Below are 20,793 nucleotides of genomic sequence, written 5' to 3'. Positions count from 1 at the left end.
TATGGCACAAGTTAGACAGGATAACGTCCAGATAAAACTGGAAATAGACGGGTCGCAGTCCAAAACGGAACTCGACAACCTCACCCGCAAAGCCGACTTGCTCCAGCAGGGCTTGAAGGAAATGAAGCGCGGTACCAGCGAGTACATCGCGGCCAATAAAGAATTGTGGGAGGTGAACACCCGCATGACGGAACTGCGCAATGAAATCGGCTTATCGGGCTTGTCTATCAATCAGCTAGGTAAGCTGAGTAACCAGCTCAACCGCGAGATAAAAGACCTGGTACCGGGCACGCAGGCGTTTATCAATAAGAGCAAAGAATTGGTTGAGGTAGGCAATCAGCTCGACAAGGTGCGCGCCGACGCCAAGGGCGTGAAGGAAGAAATGGGCAGCGCCGGTGGGGGAGTAGGGGACTTCATCAAAAAGGCGGTGGGCTTCGCGGGTATTTCGCTGGGGGTCGATGCCGTGGTGGATAGCGTGAAGGAAATTGGCAAGGAGATTTTTGCCACCACCGCCAAGTTTGAAACCTTTGAGGCGGTGCTCACCACGGCCCTGGGCGACAAGTCGGCCGCGCAGTATGCCATGAGTCAGATTGCCGACCTGGCGGCTAAAACGCCATTCTCGGTCGATGAGCTAACGGCCAGCTACGTCAAGTTTGTGAACCGCGGCATCGTGCCCAGCACGGCCGAGATGCAGAAGCTGGCCGACGTAGCCGCTTCGCAGGGCAAGAGTTTCGACCAGCTCACGGAGGCCGTGCTCGATGCCGGCACCGGCGAGTTCGAGCGCCTCAAAGAATTCGGCATCCAGGCCAGCAAGTCCGGCGACCAGGTGGAGTTGTCGTTCAAGGGCGTGACCAAAACCGTAGCCAACACGCCCACGGCCATCAACGCGGCCCTGGTGGGCTTCGGGGAGCTAAACGGGGTGATGGGCTCCACGGCCTCTATCTCGGCCACGCTGGACGGGCAAACCTCGAACCTGGGTGATACGGTAGACCAGCTGGAGGTGCAGATTGGCCAGGGCCTACGCCCGGCCTTCGTGCTGCTGCTCACCGCGGCCGGGCAGTTTCTGGATTTTCTCAAAAACTCGAAGGGGCCGCTCACTTCGTTTATTAATTACTTCCTCGACCTCTACAACCAGTCGCTGGCCGTGCGCGTGGTGGTGCAGGGCCTGGGGCTGGGCTTTCAGAACGCCTACGCCCTGATTAAGGGCGTACTGGGCTTTTTGGTAACCGACCTGGTGGCAGCTGGCAAGGTGATAAAGGGCACGTTTACCCTCGACTTCGGCCTGATTAAGCAGGGGTTGACCGAGGGGGCCCAGGGCCTGGTGGATGCCGTGAAAAAGACGGGCACCAGCATGGGCCAGAACTTCAAAGGGGCACTCACGCAGGCCGCCAGCACCGACAAGGTGGCCCTGCTCGGCGTGTCGGACGCCGATGCCAAGGCGGCGGCTGATTCCTTTGATAAGGCAGCTGCCCGCGTAGGGGCCGGGGCCAAGCAAAAAGCGGCAGCGGATGCGGCTAAGAAGCTGAGCCTGGAGCAGCTCAAAGACCGGGAAGCGGATATTCGGGCGGCCCTGGCCCTGGTGGCTAGTGGCTCCGCCGAGGAGCTGCGCCTCAAAAAGCTCGATGTGGCGGCCAAGCGCGACATTGAGCTAGCTGATGAGAAGGTCACGGCCTCGGAGCGCAAAGTGATTCGGGCCGATGCGGTAGCCGCCCTGCGCAAGCTCGACGAGGAGTACCAGAAAAAGCAGCTCGACCAGGCCAAAAAAGCGGCTGCCGAGCAGGCTGACGTCGAAAAGAAGATTGCCGACCTCAAGGCCGGGCTGCTCACGGACGAAACCGAAAAGCGTATCCAGCAGCTGACGGCTGCTGCCGAAAAGGAGAAGGCGTCAGCGAAGGGCACGGCCGAGCAAATCGCCGAGCAGCGCCAGCTCATCGAGCAGAAGCTGGCGGTGGATGTGGCGGCGGAGCGGCAGAAGCTGGCGCTCAAGCAAGGCGAGGAAGCGCTTGATATAGAGAAGCGTAACAACGAGCTTATCAAAGATGAGTGGGAGCGCCGGGCGGCCGAACTGCGCACGGCAGCTGCCAGCGAGGCGCTCAAAATTCTCGATACCGATACCCGGGCGGCCGAGAAGCGCCGGCTCATTCAGGCCAAGCTCCAGCAGGACTTGGTAGCCCTGGAGCGCGACCGGGTGGCCCAGCAGCAGGAAATTGCCGAGCGCATCGCGGCCATCGACGACAACATTGCCCTGGCCCGCATCAACCGGCGCCGGCAGCAGTCAGCGGACTTCAGCCTGGAGCGCGCCAAGGCCGATGCCGACGAGCAGGCCGTGCGCAAAGCGGCCCTCGACCGGCAGTATGCAGAGGATTTCTTTCAGGAAGGACTGAACACGGAGCAGAAGCTGGCCGTTACCCGCCAGTACCTGCAAAACAAGGAAGACCTCGAAAACGAGTTTGCTGACCGGGCCCAGGAGCGCACCAAAGCGGGGATAGCAACTGGGCTGGAGATGCAGGCCACGGCCCTGCAAACGGTGGCCGATTTCCAGAAAATTGCCAGCGATAAGGAGCTAGCCAAACTCGATAAGGATAAAAAGCAGCGCCTCGCCAAGCTGGATGCCGAGTACAAGGCGGGTACGGTCAGCAAAGACCAGTACGAGGCGCAAAAGGCGGATATTGAGGCCAACTACGACGCCAAAACCCGGCAAATCAAAAAGGAAGCGGCCGAGAAGGAAAAGGAACTCAACATTGCCCAGGCCGTGATTCAGACTGCCCTTTCCATCGTAAAGGCTTCGCCCAACGTGCCGCTCATGGTTGCGGCGGGCGTGACGGGCGCGGCCAGCGTAGCTAAAATTATTGCGACCCCCATTCCTGAGTTTGCAAAGGGTGGGGTAGTGGGCGGCCCCCAGCCCACCTGGCGCGAAAAGGTGCGACAGTTTGCTGCTGGGGGGCGCATCAACTCGCGCGCCGGCGTGGCCGACGTGGGCCAGCGCCACTCGGGCGGGGGCATTCGCATGGTCGATGGAGCCACCGGCGAGCACCTGGGCGAGTGGGAAAAGGGCGAGCCCTACATGATTCTGAGCCGCGACACCTACGCCAACAACAAGTACCTGGTCGATGAGCTGATAGATACCAGTCTCTACCGGGGCGGGGCCCCGGTGCGTCCGCGGCCCGGCTACTTCGAGGATGGCGGGGTTTCCGGTGGCGCACTCCCGGCCGCGCCGGCTGGCGGCAACGCGGCCGGCCAGGAGCTGGTGCAGGCGGTGAACCGGGTAGAAGAGGCCGTGCGCGCCTTGCCGAGCCGGCAATACATTGCCTGGGGGCAGCAGGATACGGCCAGCGTGGAGGAGGCGCTTAATGACCGCGCCGACGACCGGCAGCGCGCCCAAATTAAGTAAGGGCTTGCCACCCTTTTTGCCACCCTTTTCAGTTTAGACAAAGAAAAAGGCCCTTCTTGCTACCAAGAAGGGCCTTTTTGCTAAACGATTGCGGTCTGGACGGGACTCGAACCCGCGACCTCCGCCGTGACAGGGCGGCATTCTAACCAACTGAACTACCAAACCGTTTACCAAGCCGGGGAGCGATGTGCTTTTCCGTTTTGGTGATACAAAGGTAGGGCAAAGAATCCGGGCCCCGCAAGCTTCGGTCCAAAAAAAGGGCCAAAAAACCAGTTTGCGGGAGCTTGAGGGTTGTTTTTCAGGCTGATTAATTTTCTGCCGGGCGGGCAGCAGGTTTGGCTTTACCTTTGCCGCCCGGCATTTTAGCGACTTCTACAAGCAAAATTTATTTGCGGAGCCACTTGCCTACTACCCCGTAACCAGCAAACCCACCTTATGCTGCTCGATTTTGAACAACCCATCGCGGCCCTTGAAGATAAGCTGCGCCAAATGCAACAGCTCGCCCAGGACAGCGACGTAGAAGTGACCGAGGCCGTAGCGGCCTTAGAAACCAAAATCCAGACTCTTAAAAAAGAAACGTACGCCAACCTCACCCGTTGGCAGCGCGTGCAGCTTTCGCGCCATCCCGAGCGCCCCTATACCCTCGACTATATCGCGGGTATGGCTACCAAATTTGTGGAATTGCACGGCGACCGTACTGTGGGCGACGACAAGGCGATGGTCGGCGGCTTTGGCGAAATTGATGGCCAGCCCGTGATGTTTATTGGGCAGCAAAAGGGGCATAACACCAAGCAGCGGCAGTTTCGCAACTTTGGTATGCCCAACCCGGAGGGCTACCGCAAGGCCTTGCGCCTGATGAAGTTGGCTGAGAAGTTCAACGTGCCCATTGTCACGCTTATTGATACGCCCGGCGCATTTCCGGGCCTGGAGGCCGAGGAACGCGGGCAGGGCGAGGCAATTGCGCGTAACCTTAAGGAGATGTTTATGCTCAAAGTGCCGGTCGTCTGCATCATCATTGGCGAAGGCGCCAGCGGCGGGGCCTTGGGTATTGCCATTGGCGACCGGGTGCTGATGCTAGAAAATACTTGGTATTCAGTGATTTCGCCTGAGTCGTGCAGCAGTATTTTGTGGCGCTCGTGGGATTATAAAGAGCAGGCCGCCGAAGCCCTCAAACTCACGGCTACCGATATGCAAACGGCGGGCCTCGTGGATGGCATTGTTAAGGAGCCGCTGGGCGGGGCGCATACCGATGCACCCCAGATGATAGACACCCTGAAAAAAACGCTGCTGGAGACGCTGCGAGAACTCGCCGCAGTCCCCGCTGCCGAGCGTATTTCGCAACGCATCGACAAGTTTTCGGCGATGGGGGTAGTGGTAGAATAGAAAGTAAAAGTGAACTGGGCAGCCTTGGCTTGCTGCCAGCTATAGTGTCAAACCTTCACTTTTGAATTCTAAAGATGACCATCCATCCCTTGGATACCGGCCTTTTTAAGCTCGACGGCGGCGCTATGTTTGGCGTGGTGCCCCGCAGCCTATGGCAGAAACTGAATCCGCCCGACGCCAACAACATGTGCACCTGGGCCATGCGCTGCCTGCTGGTAGAAGAGGGGGGTAGGCTCTTGCTCATCGACAATGGCATTGGCGAGAAGCAAGACGAGAAGTTTCGCGGGCACTTCTATTTGCATGGCGATGATTCGCTCGAAAAGTCTTTGCGCAAGCTAGGGTTGACGAGCGCCGACATTACGGACGTGTTTCTGACGCACTTGCACTTCGACCATTGCGGGGGTTCGGTGGTGCGGCGGCCTGATGGCACCCTGCAAACGGCCTTCGCTAATGCTACTTATTGGAGCAACGAGGCGCACTGGCAGTGGGCTACCCAGCCCAACGCCCGCGAGAAAGCCAGCTTCCTGCGCGAAAACATCTTGCCGATTCAGGAAAGCGGCCAGTTGCAGTTTGTGGACCCCACCGCGGGCGTGCCGGCGGCGCTGCCACAGTTCAGCGAGATTCTTTTTGCTAATGGCCACACCGAGAAAATGATGGTGCCGGTGCTGCAATATAAGGGCCGCACTTTGGCGTACATGGCCGATTTGCTGCCGAGCGCGGCCCACCTGCCCCTGCCCTACGTGATGAGCTACGACGTGCGACCGCTCCTCACGCTCGAAGAAAAAGAAGCGGTGCTGCGTCGCGCTGCCGAGGAAAATTGGGTGCTGCTCCTAGAGCACGACCCCTTGCACGAAGCCTGCACCGTACAGCTCACCGACAAAGGCGTGCGCCTGGCCGAAACGCTGCGGGTCGCCGATTTATAAAAGAAAAACCTTGCTGACTGGTTTTGGGCGGGGTAGGGGCAGCGAGCTTCTCTACCCCGCTAGGCTGGCGGTATTTACTTAATGTTGACCCCTAATAACGAGTCCCTACCCCCTGCGCTGGCCCTGGCCCTGTCGGGCGGCGGTGCCCGCGGCATTGCGCACCTGGGCGTGCTAGCGGCGCTCGACGAGCTGGCGCTGCCCGTGGTGCGGCTGGCGGGCGCCAGTTCGGGCGCCATTGCGGCTACGTTTTACGCGGCGGGATTTGCCCCGCGCGAGATTTTGCGGTTGCTGCTGGGTACCAATTTTATGGGGCTGACGCGGCCGGCCTTTAGCCGGCTAGGGCTGCTGGGGCTAGAAGCAGTGGAGCAACTGCTAGCGCGGCACCTGGGCACCAGCCTGGATTTCGAGTCCTTGCGGCTGCCGCTAACGCTGGTAGCCACCGATTTGGTGGCGGGCGAGTCGGTTTATTTCGCCACCGGGCCGCTGCTACCCCCGCTGCTGGCCTCGGCGGCGGTGCCCATTGTGTACCGAGCGGTGCAGTACCAGGGTCGGCAGCTAGTAGATGGCGGCCTGCTCAACAACTTGCCCGTGGAGCCGCTGCTGGGCCGCGCCGCCGAGCGCGTAGTAGGCGTGCACTGCAACCCGCTCAATACCGATGTGCGCGTTTCTAACCTGCGGCGCCTAGTGGAGCGCACCCTGCAACTGGCGCTGAGCACCAACGTGGCAGCTCGCAAAACGCAGTGCGACTTGCTACTCGAGCCACCTGCCTTGCGCACTTACCGCCCGCTTGACTACCGCAAGGCCGACGAGTTATTTGAAGTCGGCTACCGCTATACCCTGAGCCGCGCTGCCGACCTGCGTGCCCTCGTAGCTAGCCGCAACTAGGCGCCGTGCTAGCCGTTATTGGCTAGCTTTGGAAGTTAATTTTTGTTTTTTAAGTGAATGGCTGCCCGCAAAACCTCTACGTTCTGGTACTACATCGCTAAAACCATTTTTGGCGTAGCCGGCTGGAAGCAAACCGGCCAAGTGCCGCCCAGCATCAAGAAGTGCATGATGATTGCGGCCCCGCATACCAGCAATTGGGACCTCATTATGGCCCGCGCCGCCTTCTACATCATGGATTTGGACGTGCGCTTCACCGTGAAAAGTGAGTGGACCGAAAACCCACTGCTGGGCTGGCTTGTGAAAGCCATCGGCGCGCTGCCCGTCAACCGCAGCCGCAACAATAGCTTGGTCGATGGCATGGTGCAGCTCTTCAAGCAGTACGAAGAGCTCGTCATCCTCATCACGCCCGAGGGCACTCGCGCCTACCAGCCTAAGTGGCGCAAAGGCTTTTACTACGCTGCCCTAGAAGCGGGCGTACCCATCTTGCTTGGCTTTCTCGACTACCAGAAGCGCGAAGCGGGGGTAGGGCCCGTGTTCTGGCCCACCGGCGACTACGAGAAGGATTTGGAAGAAATCAAAGCTTTCTACCGCACCAAAAAGGGCCGCTTCCCCGAGCGCGGCGTGCGCTAGGGCTGTACTAGTCCCACAAACTAGAACGTCCTGCTGAGCCTGCCGAAGCATCTCGCTTGTGCCGCTAGGGTTATAATCCTAACAACTCGAGCGTTATGCTTCGGCAGGCTCAGCATAACGTTCTGTTTTAACTGCTTATGATAAGTAGAAGTGGTTTGGCTTAATCTTGCGTGAGCGCGTATGCTACTAGGTTGGCGCCCATGCGCAAGGCCGCGTCGTGCACGGCGGGCGTGTCTTCGGGGTAGGTTCCTACGTCTTCCCAGCCGTTGCCGAGGTCGCATTCGTAGGTATAAAAGCATACGAGTCGGCCTTTATAGACCAAGCCAAAGCCCTGCGGGCGCTTGCCATCGTGCTCGTGTACCTTAGGCAAGCCCTTCGGAAAAGGATACTTCTGGTGGTAGATGGGGTGCGAGAAGGGCAATTCCACGAACTCCAGTTCGGGAAAAACCTTCTTCATCTCGGGGCGGATAAACTTATCAAGCCCGTAGTTATCATCAATGTGCAGAAAGCCACCGCCAATGAGGTAGCGGCGCAGGTTTTGGGCCTCGGCGGTGGAGAAACTCACGTTGCCGTGCCCCGTCATGTGTAGGAAGGGGTAGGAAAGCAGTTCGGGCGCATCCAGCTCCACGGTGGCTTCGTCGGGGGCAATGTTGGTGTGCAGCGCCTGGTTGCAAAAGCTAATGAGGTTGGGCAGGCTCGTTTTGTTGGCGTACCAGTCGCCCCCACCGCCGTAGTGCAGCTTGGCAATCTGGTAGCTGGGCGCTACGAGAGGGGTAGCGGCAGTGGTAGTGAAAAGGAGAACGAGAATTGACAATTTTTTTAGCATATCGAAGAAATTAGCCAGTAAAATAGCTCAATTGCTAATTAGGTTTGCAGTATGAGGCGCTGCTTGGGCCTTAAGCTGCCCGGTAAAGCAAAGACATTTTACCGAAAATGGTGGTTCAGGTCCGCTAAGATTCCTAATGCTTACCCATGTCCGATGAGTACTAAACTCGAAAAGCTGCTAGCCGCTTACGAAGCGGAACGCGTTAGCCTTACCGCTGAAATGGAAGAATGCGTGGCCGAGATGGAGTATGGGAAAGCGCATTTATTCTTCAAAGGTTTGGCAAGAATGAATCAGCAGTTGCAGACGCTATACAATATGCAGGATAAAGGGTATGACGAAAAAGAAGACTTAGCGAATACGATTAAATTTTTGGAAGAGGGAATGACTGGTGAAGAGGCCTATATGCGCCAACGCTTCGCTGAGCTACTCGTCGAAAAAAAGGTAAGACTGGCTGAACTGAGTCAAGTGCCCGCTCAAAAGCCAACGGCCGGATATGCCGTGCGTGACGTTTTGAGTAAGGTTCTAGCCGGAAAAATCACAGGTTTTACGTTGGTATTTCATGAATCGCAATGCCTTAATTGCCACATTAAGCTGGTGCGCAGAACGCTTATTCTGACAATTCCTGAGATTCGCCGCCATAAGGAGAATTATACGTTGGAGAAGCGGCACATCAGAAAGCTCAAGCGCTTAGGATTTAAGGCGTATGATAATAAAGACAAGCTAATACTATTTGCGCCTTATTCTACTATGGAAGATGTACAGGCAATCCAGCGTATCCTAGCATGCATCACCTTTGAAGTTTTCTATTTTAAAGAACTGGAAGGCGAGACATTCATTAAATATAACCCATGACCAACGGCAAAGACCTCCTCGACCTCGGCTTCAAATCAGGCAAATGGTTTAAGGAAGCAATTGAGCACATCAACACCCACGAACTGAGCGGCGACGCCCTGCTGGCGTACCTACGCGCCGTAGGCCCGCCGCCCGAGATTCCGCTGCTGCCCACGCCGCTGCCTTTCTACGAGAATATCCGGGCCGACACGGCGGTGGAGCAGCAAAATATCGACTACGTGCGGCTATCGATGCAGCAGCTTATGCGCACGCCCACCGTGGTAACGGGCGCCGTGATGCCCGACGCTTGCCCAGCCGGGCCGTTGGGCACCATTCCGGTGGGCGGCGTGGTGGTGACGCGCAACGCCATCCACCCCGGCATGCACTCGGCCGATATTTGCTGCTCGGTGATGCTGACCAACTTAGGAAAAATCGACCCCAAAACGGTGCTCGACGTGGCCCAGCAGGTGACGCACTTCGGGCCGGGCGGCCGCCCGGCCGAGCGGCGGTACGCGCTGCCCGCCGACATCCTGGCCGAGTTTCGGGAGAATTCCTTTCTAAGCACCGAGAAAAGTATCAGCCTGGCGCAGGAGCACCTGGGTACGCAGGGCGATGGCAACCACTTTCTGTACGTGGGCACGTCGCGGGCTACCGGCGACACGATGCTCGTGACGCACCACGGTTCGCGGGGGGTAGGGGCCCGGCTCTACTCGGCGGGCATGAAAGTAGCCGAGCGCTTCCGCCAACAGCTTTCGCCCGCCACGGCTCCGGTTAATGCTTGGCTGCCCGCCGACTCGCCGGAGGGCCAGGCCTACTGGGCCGCGCTGCAAACCGTGCGTCGCTGGACTAAGCAAAACCATCTCTGCCTGCACGACGACATTGTGCAGCGCTTGAAAGCTGCCGTGCAGCAGCGCTATTGGAACGAGCACAATTTTGTGTTCAAGGCCGGCGACTTGTACTATCACGCCAAAGGTGCTACGCCGCTCGACCCGCAGTTTATGCCCGATATCACCGGCCCGCGCATTATCCCGCTGAACATGGCCGAGCCCATCCTTATTGTGGAAGGTGAAACCACTGCCAACAACCTGGGCTTTGCGCCGCATGGCGCGGGGCGCAACCTTAGCCGCACGCGCCACAAGTACAGCAAGGCCGCCAAAACCAACGAGGAATGGTTTGCAGAAGAAACGCAAGGCATCGACGCCCGCTTTTTCTTCAACGAAATCGACATTTCGGAGCTGCCCAGCGCCTACAAAAACGCAGCGGAAGTGAAGCGCCAAATCACAGAGTTCAAGCTAGCTCGCACCATAGACGAAATTAAGCCCTACGGCTGCATCATGGCCGGCGACTGGGAAAAAAACGCGCCGTGGCGGGTAAAAAAGCGGCAGGAAAAGTGATGAAATATATTATACCAATTCATTTTCGTGAAGATGGGTATTTGACTGAGCTTATTCAGCAAAAATTCTCTACTTCACTTATGAGTAATTGCAAGTGGGTGAAGCTCATTGCCGCCTTGGTTGGTAATTGGTGCGAGATAAAGCAATGTTTGGTCAAGCCAATATGGGACGAGGAAAATCCAACTCGGCAATTACTTATTGCTAAGCATACAACCTATGGCTTTGATTATTACGCCAGTGCAATAGAATCGATGGTTCTAGGTAATCCAAGAGGCTGGTATGCTTACAAAGAAATTGAATGGCTCGACTTTCCTCGATTGGTGATACTGGATGAAGGGGCACCTCCCATCGTGCAGGATTTAGTAGCTAGTAAAACTATTATTGACAAAGCAGGCCAGTATACTATTGAGTTAACGCAAGATAACTTGCGGCTTTATGCTTACTTAAAATAATACTGTATACACAAGCTATTCGCGCGCAATGTGTGCGGTGAATACTGCTGCCAATGCCGCCGTTTCGGTGCGCAGGCGCGAAGCGCCGAGCGTGACGGGACGGATGCCGCGGCTAAGCGCCAGCTCAATTTCGGCTGGCGAAAAATCGCCTTCGGGGCCAATGAGTACGCAACAGCCAGGTCCTACCCCCGCTACCTGAGATAGGGCCGTGCGCTCGCCGGCTTCGAGGTGAGCGATGAAAGTAGTTTCGGGCGTTAAGCCCGGCACAAACTTCTCAAAATCAATTAATTCATCGAGTTGCGGCAAGTAAGCTTGGCCCGACTGCTTAAGGGCACTGATGGCGATTTTCTCCAGGCGCTCTAGCTTCAGTTCGCGGCGCTCGGAGCGGGCGCAGCGCAGAAAGGTGAGGCGCTCGATGCCGACTTCAACGGCTTTTTCGACCAGCCACTCCATGCGGTCGAGGTTTTTGGTCGGTGCCACGGCCACGTGCGTGTAGTAGGGGCGAGGCGCGATAAACAGTTGGCTCTGAATAAGTAAAGCGCAGCGCTTCGGATTGGCATCGGCAATAGTGGCGGCGTACACGGTGCCCCGGCCATCTACTAGGGTTACGGGCGCGCCGGGGGGTAGACGCAGCACCCGAACGGCGTGCTTGCTTTCTTCTTCGGAAAGCGTGAAGGTGGGCTGGCCAGAGAACAGCGTGGAAGCAAAACAGGTGAGCATAGCAGGCAAAAACGAATCTGCGAAGGTAACTGTGCTGGCCATTGCTAAAATAAGTGCCGAACTAGTATAAATATTTTGTTAAAATATGGAACTATCACGCGGCAATAGTAAGTTTGCTGAAAATCTAGTAGAATTCTAAGACTAGATATGCGCTTACCTAGACCACCTATGAAAAGCAATTTGTACACCGCTCTTTCTCTGCTAGTTAGCAGTGGCCTAAGCCAAACAACTTGGGCGCAAACTGCGCCGCCAGCCCAAAATGCTACGGAGCTGACGCGCGAAATGAGCAACCGCCTGCACCTCAACGAAGGCGAATACGTGAAGCTCTACACGCTGAACCGTACGCGGTTGACCTTGCAGGATGAAATAGAGCGCAATACCAAGAATGATTCGGCAGCTCGCACGGCCCAACTGGCGGAGCTACAGTCACAGTACGAGCAAGAGTGTGGCCGCATTATGTCGCCCACGCAGCTTAGCCAATTGCTACAGCAGGAGACCAGCCAATTGGTTGACGGCAGCAGCACGTAGAACCCGCGCTTCTTTTCCCTCGCTATGATAACACTTATAAGAAGAGTCCGCTGGTTTATCCGGCGGGCTCTTTTTTTGGGGCAGTATGTAGCTATTGCGCGGCAGTGGGGGTAGGCACTGGGTCAACCATAAACTCGGTGACGGTGCCCAGCGGCCCAAAATGCAGCGTGAGGCGCGGTGCCCCGGAGCGGGGGTGGCGCGGGCCACACTGCGTGCCGGGGGTAAGGTAGTAGTAGTATACTTTTTCGGTTTGCACCTGCAATTCTTCCTCGTCGGGCTGGCCGAGCAGTGCCGTTACATCGTCGGCCCGTGCTTCGTAGAGGGTAGCGCGGGCGGCCAGTAGGGGCGGCAACAAGGCTACTCGCTGGCCTCGGCAGGCGTAGGGGTCGGCGCGCCAAGCGGCGGCAGCAAAGCCGGGTATATTGGGCAGGGCGTGGCCGCAGCTGGCTAGCAATAGGCTGGCCCCCAAGGCGCTAGCCAACCGGCCAGCAGCCTGAAATAGGAACGTAGAAGGCACCATAAAAGGAGGTTTGGTGGTGGCAAAAGCGGCTACCACCTTTACGAAGCTACTGCCCAAAGCAATTTGCGGCTAGGCCATGCGGCTGTGTAAGGGTAGGTCGCTGGCCGGCCTCTGTGATAACCCGGCCGGCGCTGGCCCGTTTATAGAGCCGCATTTTGCGTTGGAGCTTGCTCCATGCCACCCGCCTCTTTTTCACTACCCCCATGCGCCTAAATTTTCGCTTCATTATCGCCTTAGTTATTGCGGCCGTCACGCTGTTTGGCTATTTTTTCAATACTTCAACCAACCCGGTGACGGGTGAAAAGCAGCACGTGAATATGACGGCTGCCCAAGAAATAGCCTTAGGCGTGCAGGCCGCGCCCGAAATGGAACAGCAATACGGCGGCGAAAGCGCTGACCCTCGCGCCACGGCGGCCGTGCAGCAGGTGGGCCAGCAAATAGTAAAAGCCAATGGCCTCGACCAGAAAACGGAGTACCGCTACCAGTTTCACCTCTTGGCAGATGACCAGACTATCAACGCTTTTGCCCTGCCCGGCGGGCAAGTGTTTATTACCCAGGGGCTGCTTAAAAACCTGACTACCGAAGCCCAACTGGCTGGGGTGCTGGCCCACGAGGTAGGCCACGTGGTGGGCCGGCACTCGGCCGAGCAAGTGGCCCAAAGCCAGCTAACGCAGGGCCTGACTGGCGCCGCTGCCATTGCTTCTTACGACCCCAATAACCCTGGTAGCAGCGTAGCTCGTGCCGCCGCCGCCGCCATGATTGCCAAGCTGGTAACCCTGCGCTACGGCCGCAACGATGAGCTGGAAGCCGATGACTTTGCTGTGAAGCTTACCCCCCGCGCCGGCTACGACCCCAGCGCCATGATTAACGTGATGCAAATGCTAGACCGGCAAGGGGGCGGCAGCCGCCAGCCCGAGTTTCTGAGCACCCACCCTAACCCCGGCAACCGCATTGAAGAACTGCAAAAAGACATTCAGCAGCAATTCCCGCAGGGCGTACCAGCAGGCCTGAAAAAATAGTCGAAAACACTAGGTAGTACCAGTGAATAGGTGTTCCTAGTACTACTTGTTCAGGCTAAGCTGTGGCAATTTGTTCTTCCTAAAAAGCCCCGCCGGAGCAATCCGGCGAGGCTTTTTATTTGCTAGGAAACCAAGAGTTAGTTCACTACGAGGCGCTTGGCAACCAAGCCTGCGGCTGTGGTAGCTTGCACCGTATAAATGCCGGCTGCTACGCCAGCCAGGGGCAACTCAATGCTATCGGGGCTGCTGGGCGCCACAGTGCGAGTAAGCACTGCTTGACCTAGCACATTGACTACCTGCACCGTAGCAGCCGACGCCCCGCGCAGGGCTTGCGGCAGCAGCAGCGTGGCTGCGCCGTGGGCTGGGCTGGGGTACACGGCTACCAGCGCAGCCACGGTGGCCGAGGCAGTAGCCAGCGGCGCCGACGTACTAAACAGCACCGAGTAGCGGCCCGTGTTGGGGGCCGTCGTCAGGTTCAAGCTGAGGGAGGGGGTAGTGGTGAGGTCGGTGTAGGTGCCGAGCACGGCATCGCGTAGGTAGGCGCGGTAGCCCGTAGGCAAGTTGCTAAGCGTCACGGCTCGCAGCGTGTAGGTACCAGCCGTAGTCGTGGATAAACGCAAGGGAACAGTCACGGCGGCCCCCGTTAGGGCGGGTAGGCCGTTGATGGCCAACAGGTCGGTGCCGACTTCCGAGGCTAAGGTCAGGCCGTTGAGGAAGGGTAGGGCGTAGGCATCGTAGGCATTATCGAAGCCCGCGGTGGCACCGCTCTCAAAGTATATGTCGGCTTGCGAAGCCCGCGAACCGGCGCTCAGTTCGAGCAGTAGCTGGGGGCGCACGTCGGCGGTGGTACGCTGGAAAGGGGCGTCGCTGCCGTCGGTTAGGCGCTGGGCATTTGTGAAATTGATGCTGCCCGACGTACCCACCGCGGCATTGCGCACGAAAAAGCCCTGCGCCACCGGAAGCACGTTGGTGCCGCCGTTGGTGCCCTGCCCATTCACGTAACTAGCGTAGCTGCCGCCAAACTGGCTGGTGCTTTTAAAGACGTATACCGCGCTGGCTAGGCCGCTGAGGCCGGTGCTGGCCACCTGGTTCCAGTCGAGGGGGCTGGGGTAGGGATTGCCCAGCAGCTGCCAGCCAGCAGTGGCTTTGGCGCTGCGGCCCTGGGCGGGCGTGCTCACGTTGCCGGTGGTGAGCTGGCCCACAAAATCGACCAGTTCGGTACCTTTCAAATTCACCGCGAAACCCTGGCCCACGGGCATGGCTTCGTTGAGGCTGGCTGGCGAGTAAAAGCCCTTGTCAAAATCTGACGTAATGGTGGTGGCCGGTGAGCTTTCGTACTGCGCCTGGCTATAGCCCAATACTGTGGGAAAGGGCGTAACCTGGCTTGGCGTGGGGCTGGTATTATACGCTTCATTGACCACGGGCGTGAACGTGGGAGTGGCCAAATCGCTAAGCGTGGTATTGCTCACTGGGGCCGCGTAATAGCGGTAGCCCAGGTCCGCGTTGCTTGAGGCGATGTTGCGCTGCACCGTAGCGGCACCGGTAGCGACGCCGCCGCTATTCACCACGAAGGCCGTGCCAGCGGCATTCGAGAGCAGCGTAAAAGGCTGGCCAGTAGCAATGTTGAGGTTGCCGGTTAGGGTAAGGGCGCGCTGCACGGCCGCGGCCCCGCTCACGGTGGCGCCCGCCGGGCCTACGCGCAGGTTTTGGAACTGCGAAAGGTTGGCCCCGCTGATATCTTGCCCGGTGCTGCCAACCAGGGCCACCGTACCCGTTCCGCTGCCGGCCACGCTACCGTCGTTGTTTACAAAGTTGCCGTACACGCTCAGCGTGCCGCCGTCGGCAGTGGTCAGCACTGCGGGCAGGCCCGTGTCGCCCGCGCCGAGCACCACCGAGCGCGCCTGCTGGGCATTGCTTACGGTGGGCTGGCGGGGCACCGTGGCGCCGGGCCCCGGAATAAATACATCAACTCCGCTCGTGGGCACTAGGTTGGTGCTCCAGTTGCCGGGCGTGCCCCAGTCGGTGCTCACGGCACCGGTCCACAAGCTCAGGCCGGGGGTAGGGGCCGCCGCAATATTGGTAAAGCGCAGGCCGACCCGGCCAATAATATTGCCCAGCAGCGTAGCCCGGCCGCTGCCCAAATCCAACGTGTAGAGGTTGGAGCTGCCCGGGCTGCCCGCCGTGGGGCCGGTTAGCTCCAGCAAGTAAGCTGTGTTAATTCGCGTGTTTGGGTCGGTAAACACGTCCAGGTCGAACGTGGCATCGCCGATGCCAAAACTCGTGGCCGTCGCACTAGCCGCCAGCGTTACGCCGGCCACGGCCGTCAACGTGCCGTTGGTGATGGGCGGGGCGCTCACGGTGCTTTGCGTGGCCAGCACCCCGTTGTTGGGCGTTTGGTCGAGGTCGTACAATGTCGTGCCTACCAGGCCCGGCACGACGTTAGTGTAGGCGACCGCCCCAATAAGCGGGGGGGTAGGGGGCGGCACAGCGTTGCCGGTAGTGGCATAAGTAAGTGTGGCATCGGTAGCCACCAAAGCGCCGGTATTGGGGTTGAGGCGGTAGTTCGCGCGGTTTGGCCCCGTAACGCGAATGCGGTCCACGCGCGGGTTGAAGTCGAAGCCAATGCCCGTGGCCAAGCCATACCCGTTGAGGTCGGTGCGTACGCTGGTGCCCAGCGCCAGGGTAAGGGCCCCGCCCACCGGCGCCGCTACCACCGCAGTCGGGCTGATAGCCAGCACGTAGAGCTGGGCGTTGCTGGTAGTAGCCGCACTGTTGTAGCCCAGCGCATACACCTGCCCGGTATTGGGGCGCACATCGAGGCCTACCAGCTGCTGGCCAGTTGCCACACCCGCGATAACCAGCGGCAGCGGCCCGGCAGTAGTTAGCGTGGGGCTGGCAGGGTTTAGCTGCGCAAGTACCTGGGTGCCGGTAGCGTAGGCCCCATACGTGGTAGTGACCGTGCCGAGCCCATAAACCGTGGTGGCCTGGCAGTACGCCGCCGTAGGCCCGGCCAGCAGCCCCACGCTCAGCGCTACGGCGCGCAGGTGCCGGGTGCTAAGAAAACCAGGGAAAAAGTGTGCCATAAAATACTGAAGGTTAGGATAACTAAGCATGCGTCGGCCCGCGGCCGGCAATACCCGCGAGGTACGTATTCTGCCGCCCTGGGGATGGGCAAAATCAGCTGGTTTCCCAAGTATTTTTAGCACCTGCTACAGAGGCGTTTTTTTCGCCCTAAAACTGCGGGGGCTGCAGGTTTTTGAAGTGGCCATTCAGGCGCACGCGCTCCTTGAGGCGCTCGGCTTCGAGCACGGCGGGCAGTAGGCGCTCGAGGTGCTCGCGCACCATTTCCTGGCGCTCCTGCTCGGCGGTAGTGCCCAGCAACTGGTACTCTTGCTCGGTGCTGAGGCCGATGTGGTGGGCCACGTCGAAAATATGAAAATCGGGTTCCAGTTGCAGCAGCAGCTTGCGCAGGCCCAGCGCCTCGTAGAGCTTGCGCACCTGCTCGGCAATGACGGCCCGCAGGGCCGGGTCGGCTACCTCATCCTGCGTTATCTCGTCGATTTGGCCAGCGGCATAAAGCTTGCCCGGCGCCTGCCGATAAAACTGCCGCACCCGAAAAATGCCTACCGCCTCGGTGCGGATGTCCATCTCGCCGTCGGGATGGGTTTTCTCCACGCTCAGCAGGCGCATTTCGGTGCCCAACTCCTGCACCGCATTATCTAGAAAGGGCGGAATACCGAACGTAATACCCTCCGTGAAGCAATCGCGCACCAGCTGCCGGTAGCGCGGCTCAAAGATGTGCAGGTTGAGTTTTTCGCCCGGAAAAGCGACGAGGTTGAGCGGGAAAAGCGGAAGTAGACGCATAGTGAGCCAAGAATACGCCCGCTGGCCAAATGTTTATGCGCAGCCCGCACGAGGCGTTTCCTTAAATATAATCTATAACCCAGGCAGTGCCTAGTAACCGGCTAACTTTCAGGCCTCTCAGCCGTTTGAAAAACAGCCTCGAAAACTTGGTTGTCCGGGTCTCCGCTTCCCGCTAGGGGGTAGGGCTTCCAGGTCGGGCGCAGTCCCTACCCCTCCCCGCTGGCCGCGCCTCGTCAGCTTGCTTTATTATGCCACAGCTTCCGCACCACGAACACCACCTCACAAGCTCGGCCGCGCTCCAAGATATTGTTATTGGGCTCTCTGATGGGCTGACGGTACCGTTTGCCCTAGCCGCCGGGCTTAGCGGGGCGGTGCAGTCGTCGGGCCTGGTTATCACGGCCGGGCTGGCCGAAATTGTGGCGGGCTCCATTGCCATGGGCCTGGGCGGCTACCTCGCTGGCCGCACCGAAGTAGACCACTACGCCGCCGAGCTAGCCCGCGAGCACGAAGAAGTGCGCACCGTGCCCACCACCGAGCGCCGCGAAGTGCAGGAGCTGTTCGTCGAAATGGGCCTCTCCGAAGCCACCGCCACCCAAGCTACCAACGAGCTGGTGCAAGACCCCGCGCAGTGGGTGAAATTTATGATGAAGTACGAGCTGGGCCTCGAAGAGCCCGACCCCAAGCAGGCACCCAAAAGCGCCCTCACCATTGCCGGGGCCTACGCCGTGGGGGGCCTCCTCCCGCTGAGTGCCTACTTTGCCACGGCCACCCCGCAGGCGGGGCTGCTGTGGTCGGCCGTAAGTACCCTAGTGTGCTTGCTGGTGTTTGGCTACTTCAAAAGCCGCCTCACGGGCCAGGCGCCGGTGGCCGGCGCCCTCAAAATGGCCGCTACTGGCGCCGCGGCAGCCGGAGCTGCCTTCTACGTGGCTCGGTTGGTGCAAGGCAGCTAACGGGAAGTTAAAGTGCCTTCTAAAACACTTCGCCTAGGTTGAAAAACACGCCTTGCGAGCCCTGGATACCCCAGGCGTAATCGACGGACAGGTAAGACCCCACCTGCTTGTTGAGGCATAGCCGGATGCCGGTGCCGCCCGCCGGAGCCACCCGCCCGTAGCCGGTGGCCGGGTCGCGGGCCGACTGGCCATTCACGAATACTACCTCCCCCAGCACCCGCGAGCGGGTCAGGTTAAAGCGGTATTCGGCCTCGGCGTAGGCCAGACTGGTGCCCCGAAAGCGGCCCTGAATGTAGCCGCGGCCCGTCACGCTGTACGTGTCCCAGCCCGTGGCGGGTAGGTCGAGGTAGGGCGCCGCCTGGCCCACTATAAAGTCGCCGTAGAGCCAAAAAGCCAGCACGTTGCCCGCGGGGCCAGCCCGCAGGTAGCGCCGCGCATCTACCTGCGCAAAGCGGTAGGTTTGGTCAGAGCCCAGGGCTTGCATATTGGCCCGCAGCGCTAAAAACAGATACGACTCGCCGGCGGCAGGGCGCAGCCCATTGGCGCGGGTATCGCGCAGCACCGATGCCACCAGCCCCGACGATGTGGAGCGCCCCACAATGCCGCGCTGGTAGCCCGAAATGGCCTTTACCTGCTGGCCCTGCTGGTCTATACTTTGGATGTTCCAGCGCGAATCCAGAAAATAGCCTACCCCCGCGTAAAGATGGCTCGCAGCCCCCACCCGGTGATAGTAGCTTTGGTGAATACGCAACAGGTTGTAATCCATGGCGATAAAATCCTCGGCGTCGGAGTTGCTGCCCAGGCCGTAGGTGCGCTGCGGGTAGTGCAGCAGGCGGTAGTCGGCCAGCCACAGGCTGTGGTTGTTGCGGGTCCAGAGCGGCCCGTTCAGGGCCAGAATAATTTGCTGGTTCTGCGTGTACGTGAGCGTAGTAGAGAGCGTAGAAAGGTTGGCCCCCGCCCGCTGAAACGCCAGGCTGGCCGTGACGGAAGCCAGCAGCCGCGCCTCCAGGGTGTAGGCCACGGCCGGCAGTATTACCAGTTCGTGCTTCTTGCGGGGCCGGGCGCTGTCGGTGGCCGCCGTTGGCTTGGGCCGCAAGCTCGGCACTAAGGCCCCCACCAAGTCCCGCACGTCTTGGGTAGGAGGCGGGGGGGTAGGCGCCTGTGCCCACCCTGGGCGGGCGGCGAGCAGCAACCAAACCGCCACTGCCAAGCGCAAAAAAAATATTGCCCCGTAGGGTAGAGGTGTCGTCAATTGATAAATGGCTAGTGTTTGAAGCCGGTAAGCCGCCCAAAATTACCATACTTCCCCATGGCCTCGCCAAGCAAAAGCGTCGCCAGAAGCTTTACCCCACTGAGGCGGCCTCTACCTTTTCACTAGCTAGCATGCCACTACCGGCACAGGTTACGCCTGGTGTTCGGGCACGAAGCGTAAACTGCGCGTTACAGTATATATAATATATACTAAAAGCTGCTTGCCTGACTTCAGCAAGCCTGGCAAGCAGCTTTTTCTCTAATGAAGTGGAGGCGGTCAGCCCACCTTTTGGCGATGAAACGGGCAGGCTTTGCGCGGCGCCACAGCAGGCATTTCGAACGGCGGCGTATCGAGCGATAAAATTTGCGCTCGGTAGGCAGTGGGTAGCAGGCTGGTGCGCAGCCACTGGCTGAGCGCTAGGCGCTGGGTATGGCGATACACGAGCAGGGGTAGGGGCAGCCACGACCAGCGCCCCAGGCCCAGCAACTGGCGCACCAGCGGTGGCACCACCAGCGCCTGGGCCTGGCGCAGCAAGTAGTACCGCAAGCCGCCCAAGTGCTTGTGGTACTGGCGGTAAAGGTCGGTGGTGTAGGGGCTAGCTTCCAGGTCGTGGGCCAGGTGCTGCTGGCGGGCCACCAGCCACGCGGCGTAGGTAGCGGGCAGGTTGGGCACGCCCATACGCTGGCCCACGCGGCCAAATGTCTCGGCCACTTCGGCTTTTTCCGCCTCACTTAGCGGCCGCTCCAGCGCTTCAAACGCTTGAATGGAGTAGGCGATGAGCAGAAATAAGACATCGCGGTAGGCCCAGGCTGGAATGGCCACGCCGCGCTTGGCCTCGACTGCTGCATGAATGGCGGCAATGCTATCGATGGCCCGCTCGGCCCCCGCGCGGTCGGCAAATACGATGCGGCGTGCATACTCAACCGTCGAAAACAGCCGCCCCAACGGGTCAGCCGGCAGCCGGCCCGTGAAGTAAAGCCAGTCCACCGCCTTATTGAGGGCAAATTCGGCCGCCGCCCCGGCAAAAATGAATAGCACGGTATCGGCTTTGCCCCAAATGCGCCGCACGATGGAGGTAGGAGCCACGAAGTAATCCATTAGAAGAAAAGCCAAAGCCGGCTGCTGATTAAAAGTTCTTTGAAATACAAAGTTAACGCAACATTTGTTTCTGTGTCGCTATTGCTCCTTAAGGTGAATGCGCGACTTAGTTAACTTATTCTCGCTA

The 20,793-nt window shown here is 59.3% G+C and carries 18 protein-coding genes and 1 tRNA gene; 11 read left to right on the top strand and 8 right to left on the bottom strand.

The annotated features are described in order from the left end of the window. Nucleotide 1 precedes the first annotated feature (1 nt). Nucleotides 2–3,391, top strand: coding sequence for a hypothetical protein (locus GO988_RS05750; protein WP_157562607.1), 3,390 nt, complete (start codon nt 2–4; stop codon nt 3,389–3,391). 91 nt (nt 3,392–3,482) lie between these two features. Here GO988_RS05750 and GO988_RS05745 read toward each other — a convergent pair. After that, nucleotides 3,483–3,556: transfer RNA gene (locus GO988_RS05745), tRNA-Asp, on the bottom strand. A gap of 270 nt (nt 3,557–3,826) precedes the next feature. Here GO988_RS05745 and GO988_RS05740 point away from each other — a divergent pair. From GO988_RS05740 to GO988_RS05725, 4 genes are all read left to right on the top strand, one after another. Continuing rightward, nucleotides 3,827–4,774: an acetyl-CoA carboxylase carboxyltransferase subunit alpha gene (locus GO988_RS05740; RefSeq protein WP_157562605.1), complete on the top strand. Its 948-nt coding sequence runs from the start codon at nt 3,827–3,829 to the stop codon at nt 4,772–4,774. 74 nt (nt 4,775–4,848) lie between these two features. Further along, complete coding sequence (locus GO988_RS05735; protein ID WP_157562603.1) at nt 4,849–5,697, top strand: MBL fold metallo-hydrolase; 849 nt, start codon at nt 4,849–4,851, stop codon at nt 5,695–5,697. 81 nt (nt 5,698–5,778) lie between these two features. After that, entirely contained in the window at nt 5,779–6,582 is an 804-nt protein-coding gene (locus GO988_RS05730) for a patatin-like phospholipase family protein (RefSeq protein ID WP_157562600.1), read from the top strand. 57 nt (nt 6,583–6,639) lie between these two features. Beyond that, nucleotides 6,640–7,212 (top strand): 1-acyl-sn-glycerol-3-phosphate acyltransferase, encoded by a 573-nt coding sequence (locus tag GO988_RS05725; protein WP_157562598.1) that lies wholly within the window; start codon nt 6,640–6,642, stop codon nt 7,210–7,212. A gap of 160 nt (nt 7,213–7,372) precedes the next feature. Here the strand turns inward: GO988_RS05725 and GO988_RS05720 are convergent, their stop codons facing one another. Continuing rightward, nucleotides 7,373–8,038 (bottom strand): DUF4159 domain-containing protein, encoded by a 666-nt coding sequence (locus tag GO988_RS05720; protein ID WP_157562596.1) that lies wholly within the window; start codon nt 8,036–8,038, stop codon nt 7,373–7,375. Between the two features lie 153 nt (nt 8,039–8,191). Between GO988_RS05720 and GO988_RS05715 the strand changes: the two genes are divergently transcribed. Genes GO988_RS05715 through GO988_RS05705 form a run of 3 tightly spaced genes read left to right on the top strand, consistent with a single transcriptional unit; the run spans nt 8,192 to nt 10,715 of the window. Then, complete coding sequence (locus GO988_RS05715) at nt 8,192–8,890, top strand: hypothetical protein (protein ID WP_157562594.1); 699 nt, start codon at nt 8,192–8,194, stop codon at nt 8,888–8,890. Beyond that, nucleotides 8,887–10,263, top strand: coding sequence for an RtcB family protein (locus tag GO988_RS05710; protein ID WP_157562592.1), 1,377 nt, complete (start codon nt 8,887–8,889; stop codon nt 10,261–10,263). Before GO988_RS05715 ends, GO988_RS05710 begins: the two co-directional genes overlap by 4 nt. Beyond that, on the top strand, nt 10,233–10,715 hold the full coding sequence (locus GO988_RS05705; protein ID WP_157562590.1) for a hypothetical protein: 483 nt from the start codon (nt 10,233–10,235) through the stop codon (nt 10,713–10,715). The genes GO988_RS05710 and GO988_RS05705 overlap by 31 nt, the downstream gene beginning before the upstream one ends. A 15-nt stretch (nt 10,716–10,730) precedes the next feature. Here the strand turns inward: GO988_RS05705 and GO988_RS05700 are convergent, their stop codons facing one another. Continuing rightward, a complete protein-coding gene (locus tag GO988_RS05700; RefSeq protein WP_157562588.1) occupies nt 10,731–11,435 on the bottom strand; it encodes an RsmE family RNA methyltransferase in 705 nt (234 codons plus the stop codon). Nucleotides 11,436–11,603: 168 nt separating this feature from the next. Here GO988_RS05700 and GO988_RS05695 point away from each other — a divergent pair, with 168 nt between their 5' ends. Continuing rightward, nucleotides 11,604–11,963, top strand: coding sequence for a hypothetical protein (locus tag GO988_RS05695; protein WP_157562585.1), 360 nt, complete (start codon nt 11,604–11,606; stop codon nt 11,961–11,963). Between the two features lie 91 nt (nt 11,964–12,054). On the opposite strand, the gene GO988_RS05690 is transcribed toward GO988_RS05695, so the two are convergent. Next, on the bottom strand, nt 12,055–12,483 hold the full coding sequence (locus GO988_RS05690; RefSeq protein WP_157562583.1) for a hypothetical protein: 429 nt from the start codon (nt 12,481–12,483) through the stop codon (nt 12,055–12,057). Between the two features lie 203 nt (nt 12,484–12,686). Here GO988_RS05690 and GO988_RS05685 point away from each other — a divergent pair, with 203 nt between their 5' ends. After that, nucleotides 12,687–13,502 carry a M48 family metallopeptidase gene (locus tag GO988_RS05685; RefSeq protein WP_157562581.1) on the top strand — a complete coding sequence of 272 codons (816 nt, stop codon included), beginning with the start codon at nt 12,687–12,689 and terminating at the stop codon, nt 13,500–13,502. A gap of 137 nt (nt 13,503–13,639) precedes the next feature. On the opposite strand, the gene GO988_RS05680 is transcribed toward GO988_RS05685, so the two are convergent. Both GO988_RS05680 and GO988_RS05675 read right to left on the bottom strand, forming a co-directional pair. After that, nucleotides 13,640–16,585, bottom strand: a complete 2,946-nt coding sequence (locus GO988_RS05680; protein WP_198172515.1) for a DUF4394 domain-containing protein — start codon at nt 16,583–16,585, stop codon at nt 13,640–13,642. Nucleotides 16,586–16,733: 148 nt separating this feature from the next. Next, nucleotides 16,734–17,366 carry an LON peptidase substrate-binding domain-containing protein gene (locus tag GO988_RS05675; RefSeq protein ID WP_157562577.1) on the bottom strand — a complete coding sequence of 211 codons (633 nt, stop codon included), beginning with the start codon at nt 17,364–17,366 and terminating at the stop codon, nt 16,734–16,736. 248 nt (nt 17,367–17,614) lie between these two features. Here GO988_RS05675 and GO988_RS05670 point away from each other — a divergent pair, with 248 nt between their 5' ends. Continuing rightward, entirely contained in the window at nt 17,615–18,316 is a 702-nt protein-coding gene (locus GO988_RS05670; protein WP_157562575.1) for a VIT1/CCC1 transporter family protein, read from the top strand. Nucleotides 18,317–18,335: 19 nt separating this feature from the next. On the opposite strand, the gene GO988_RS05665 is transcribed toward GO988_RS05670, so the two are convergent. After that, nucleotides 18,336–19,520, bottom strand: a complete 1,185-nt coding sequence (locus tag GO988_RS05665) for a BamA/TamA family outer membrane protein (RefSeq protein WP_157562573.1) — start codon at nt 19,518–19,520, stop codon at nt 18,336–18,338. A 324-nt stretch (nt 19,521–19,844) separates the two neighbouring features. Beyond that, nucleotides 19,845–20,681: an oxygenase MpaB family protein gene (locus tag GO988_RS05660; protein ID WP_317164795.1), complete on the bottom strand. Its 837-nt coding sequence runs from the start codon at nt 20,679–20,681 to the stop codon at nt 19,845–19,847. Nucleotides 20,682–20,793: the final 112 nt, after the last annotated feature.

It is taken from the genome of Hymenobacter ginkgonis (genome assembly GCF_009755225.1).
GTDB classification, from domain to species: Bacteria; Bacteroidota; Bacteroidia; order Cytophagales; family Hymenobacteraceae; genus Hymenobacter; species Hymenobacter ginkgonis.
The sequence above is the reverse complement of the archived record's forward strand: the minus strand, read 5'-3'. Positions and strand labels throughout refer to the sequence as shown.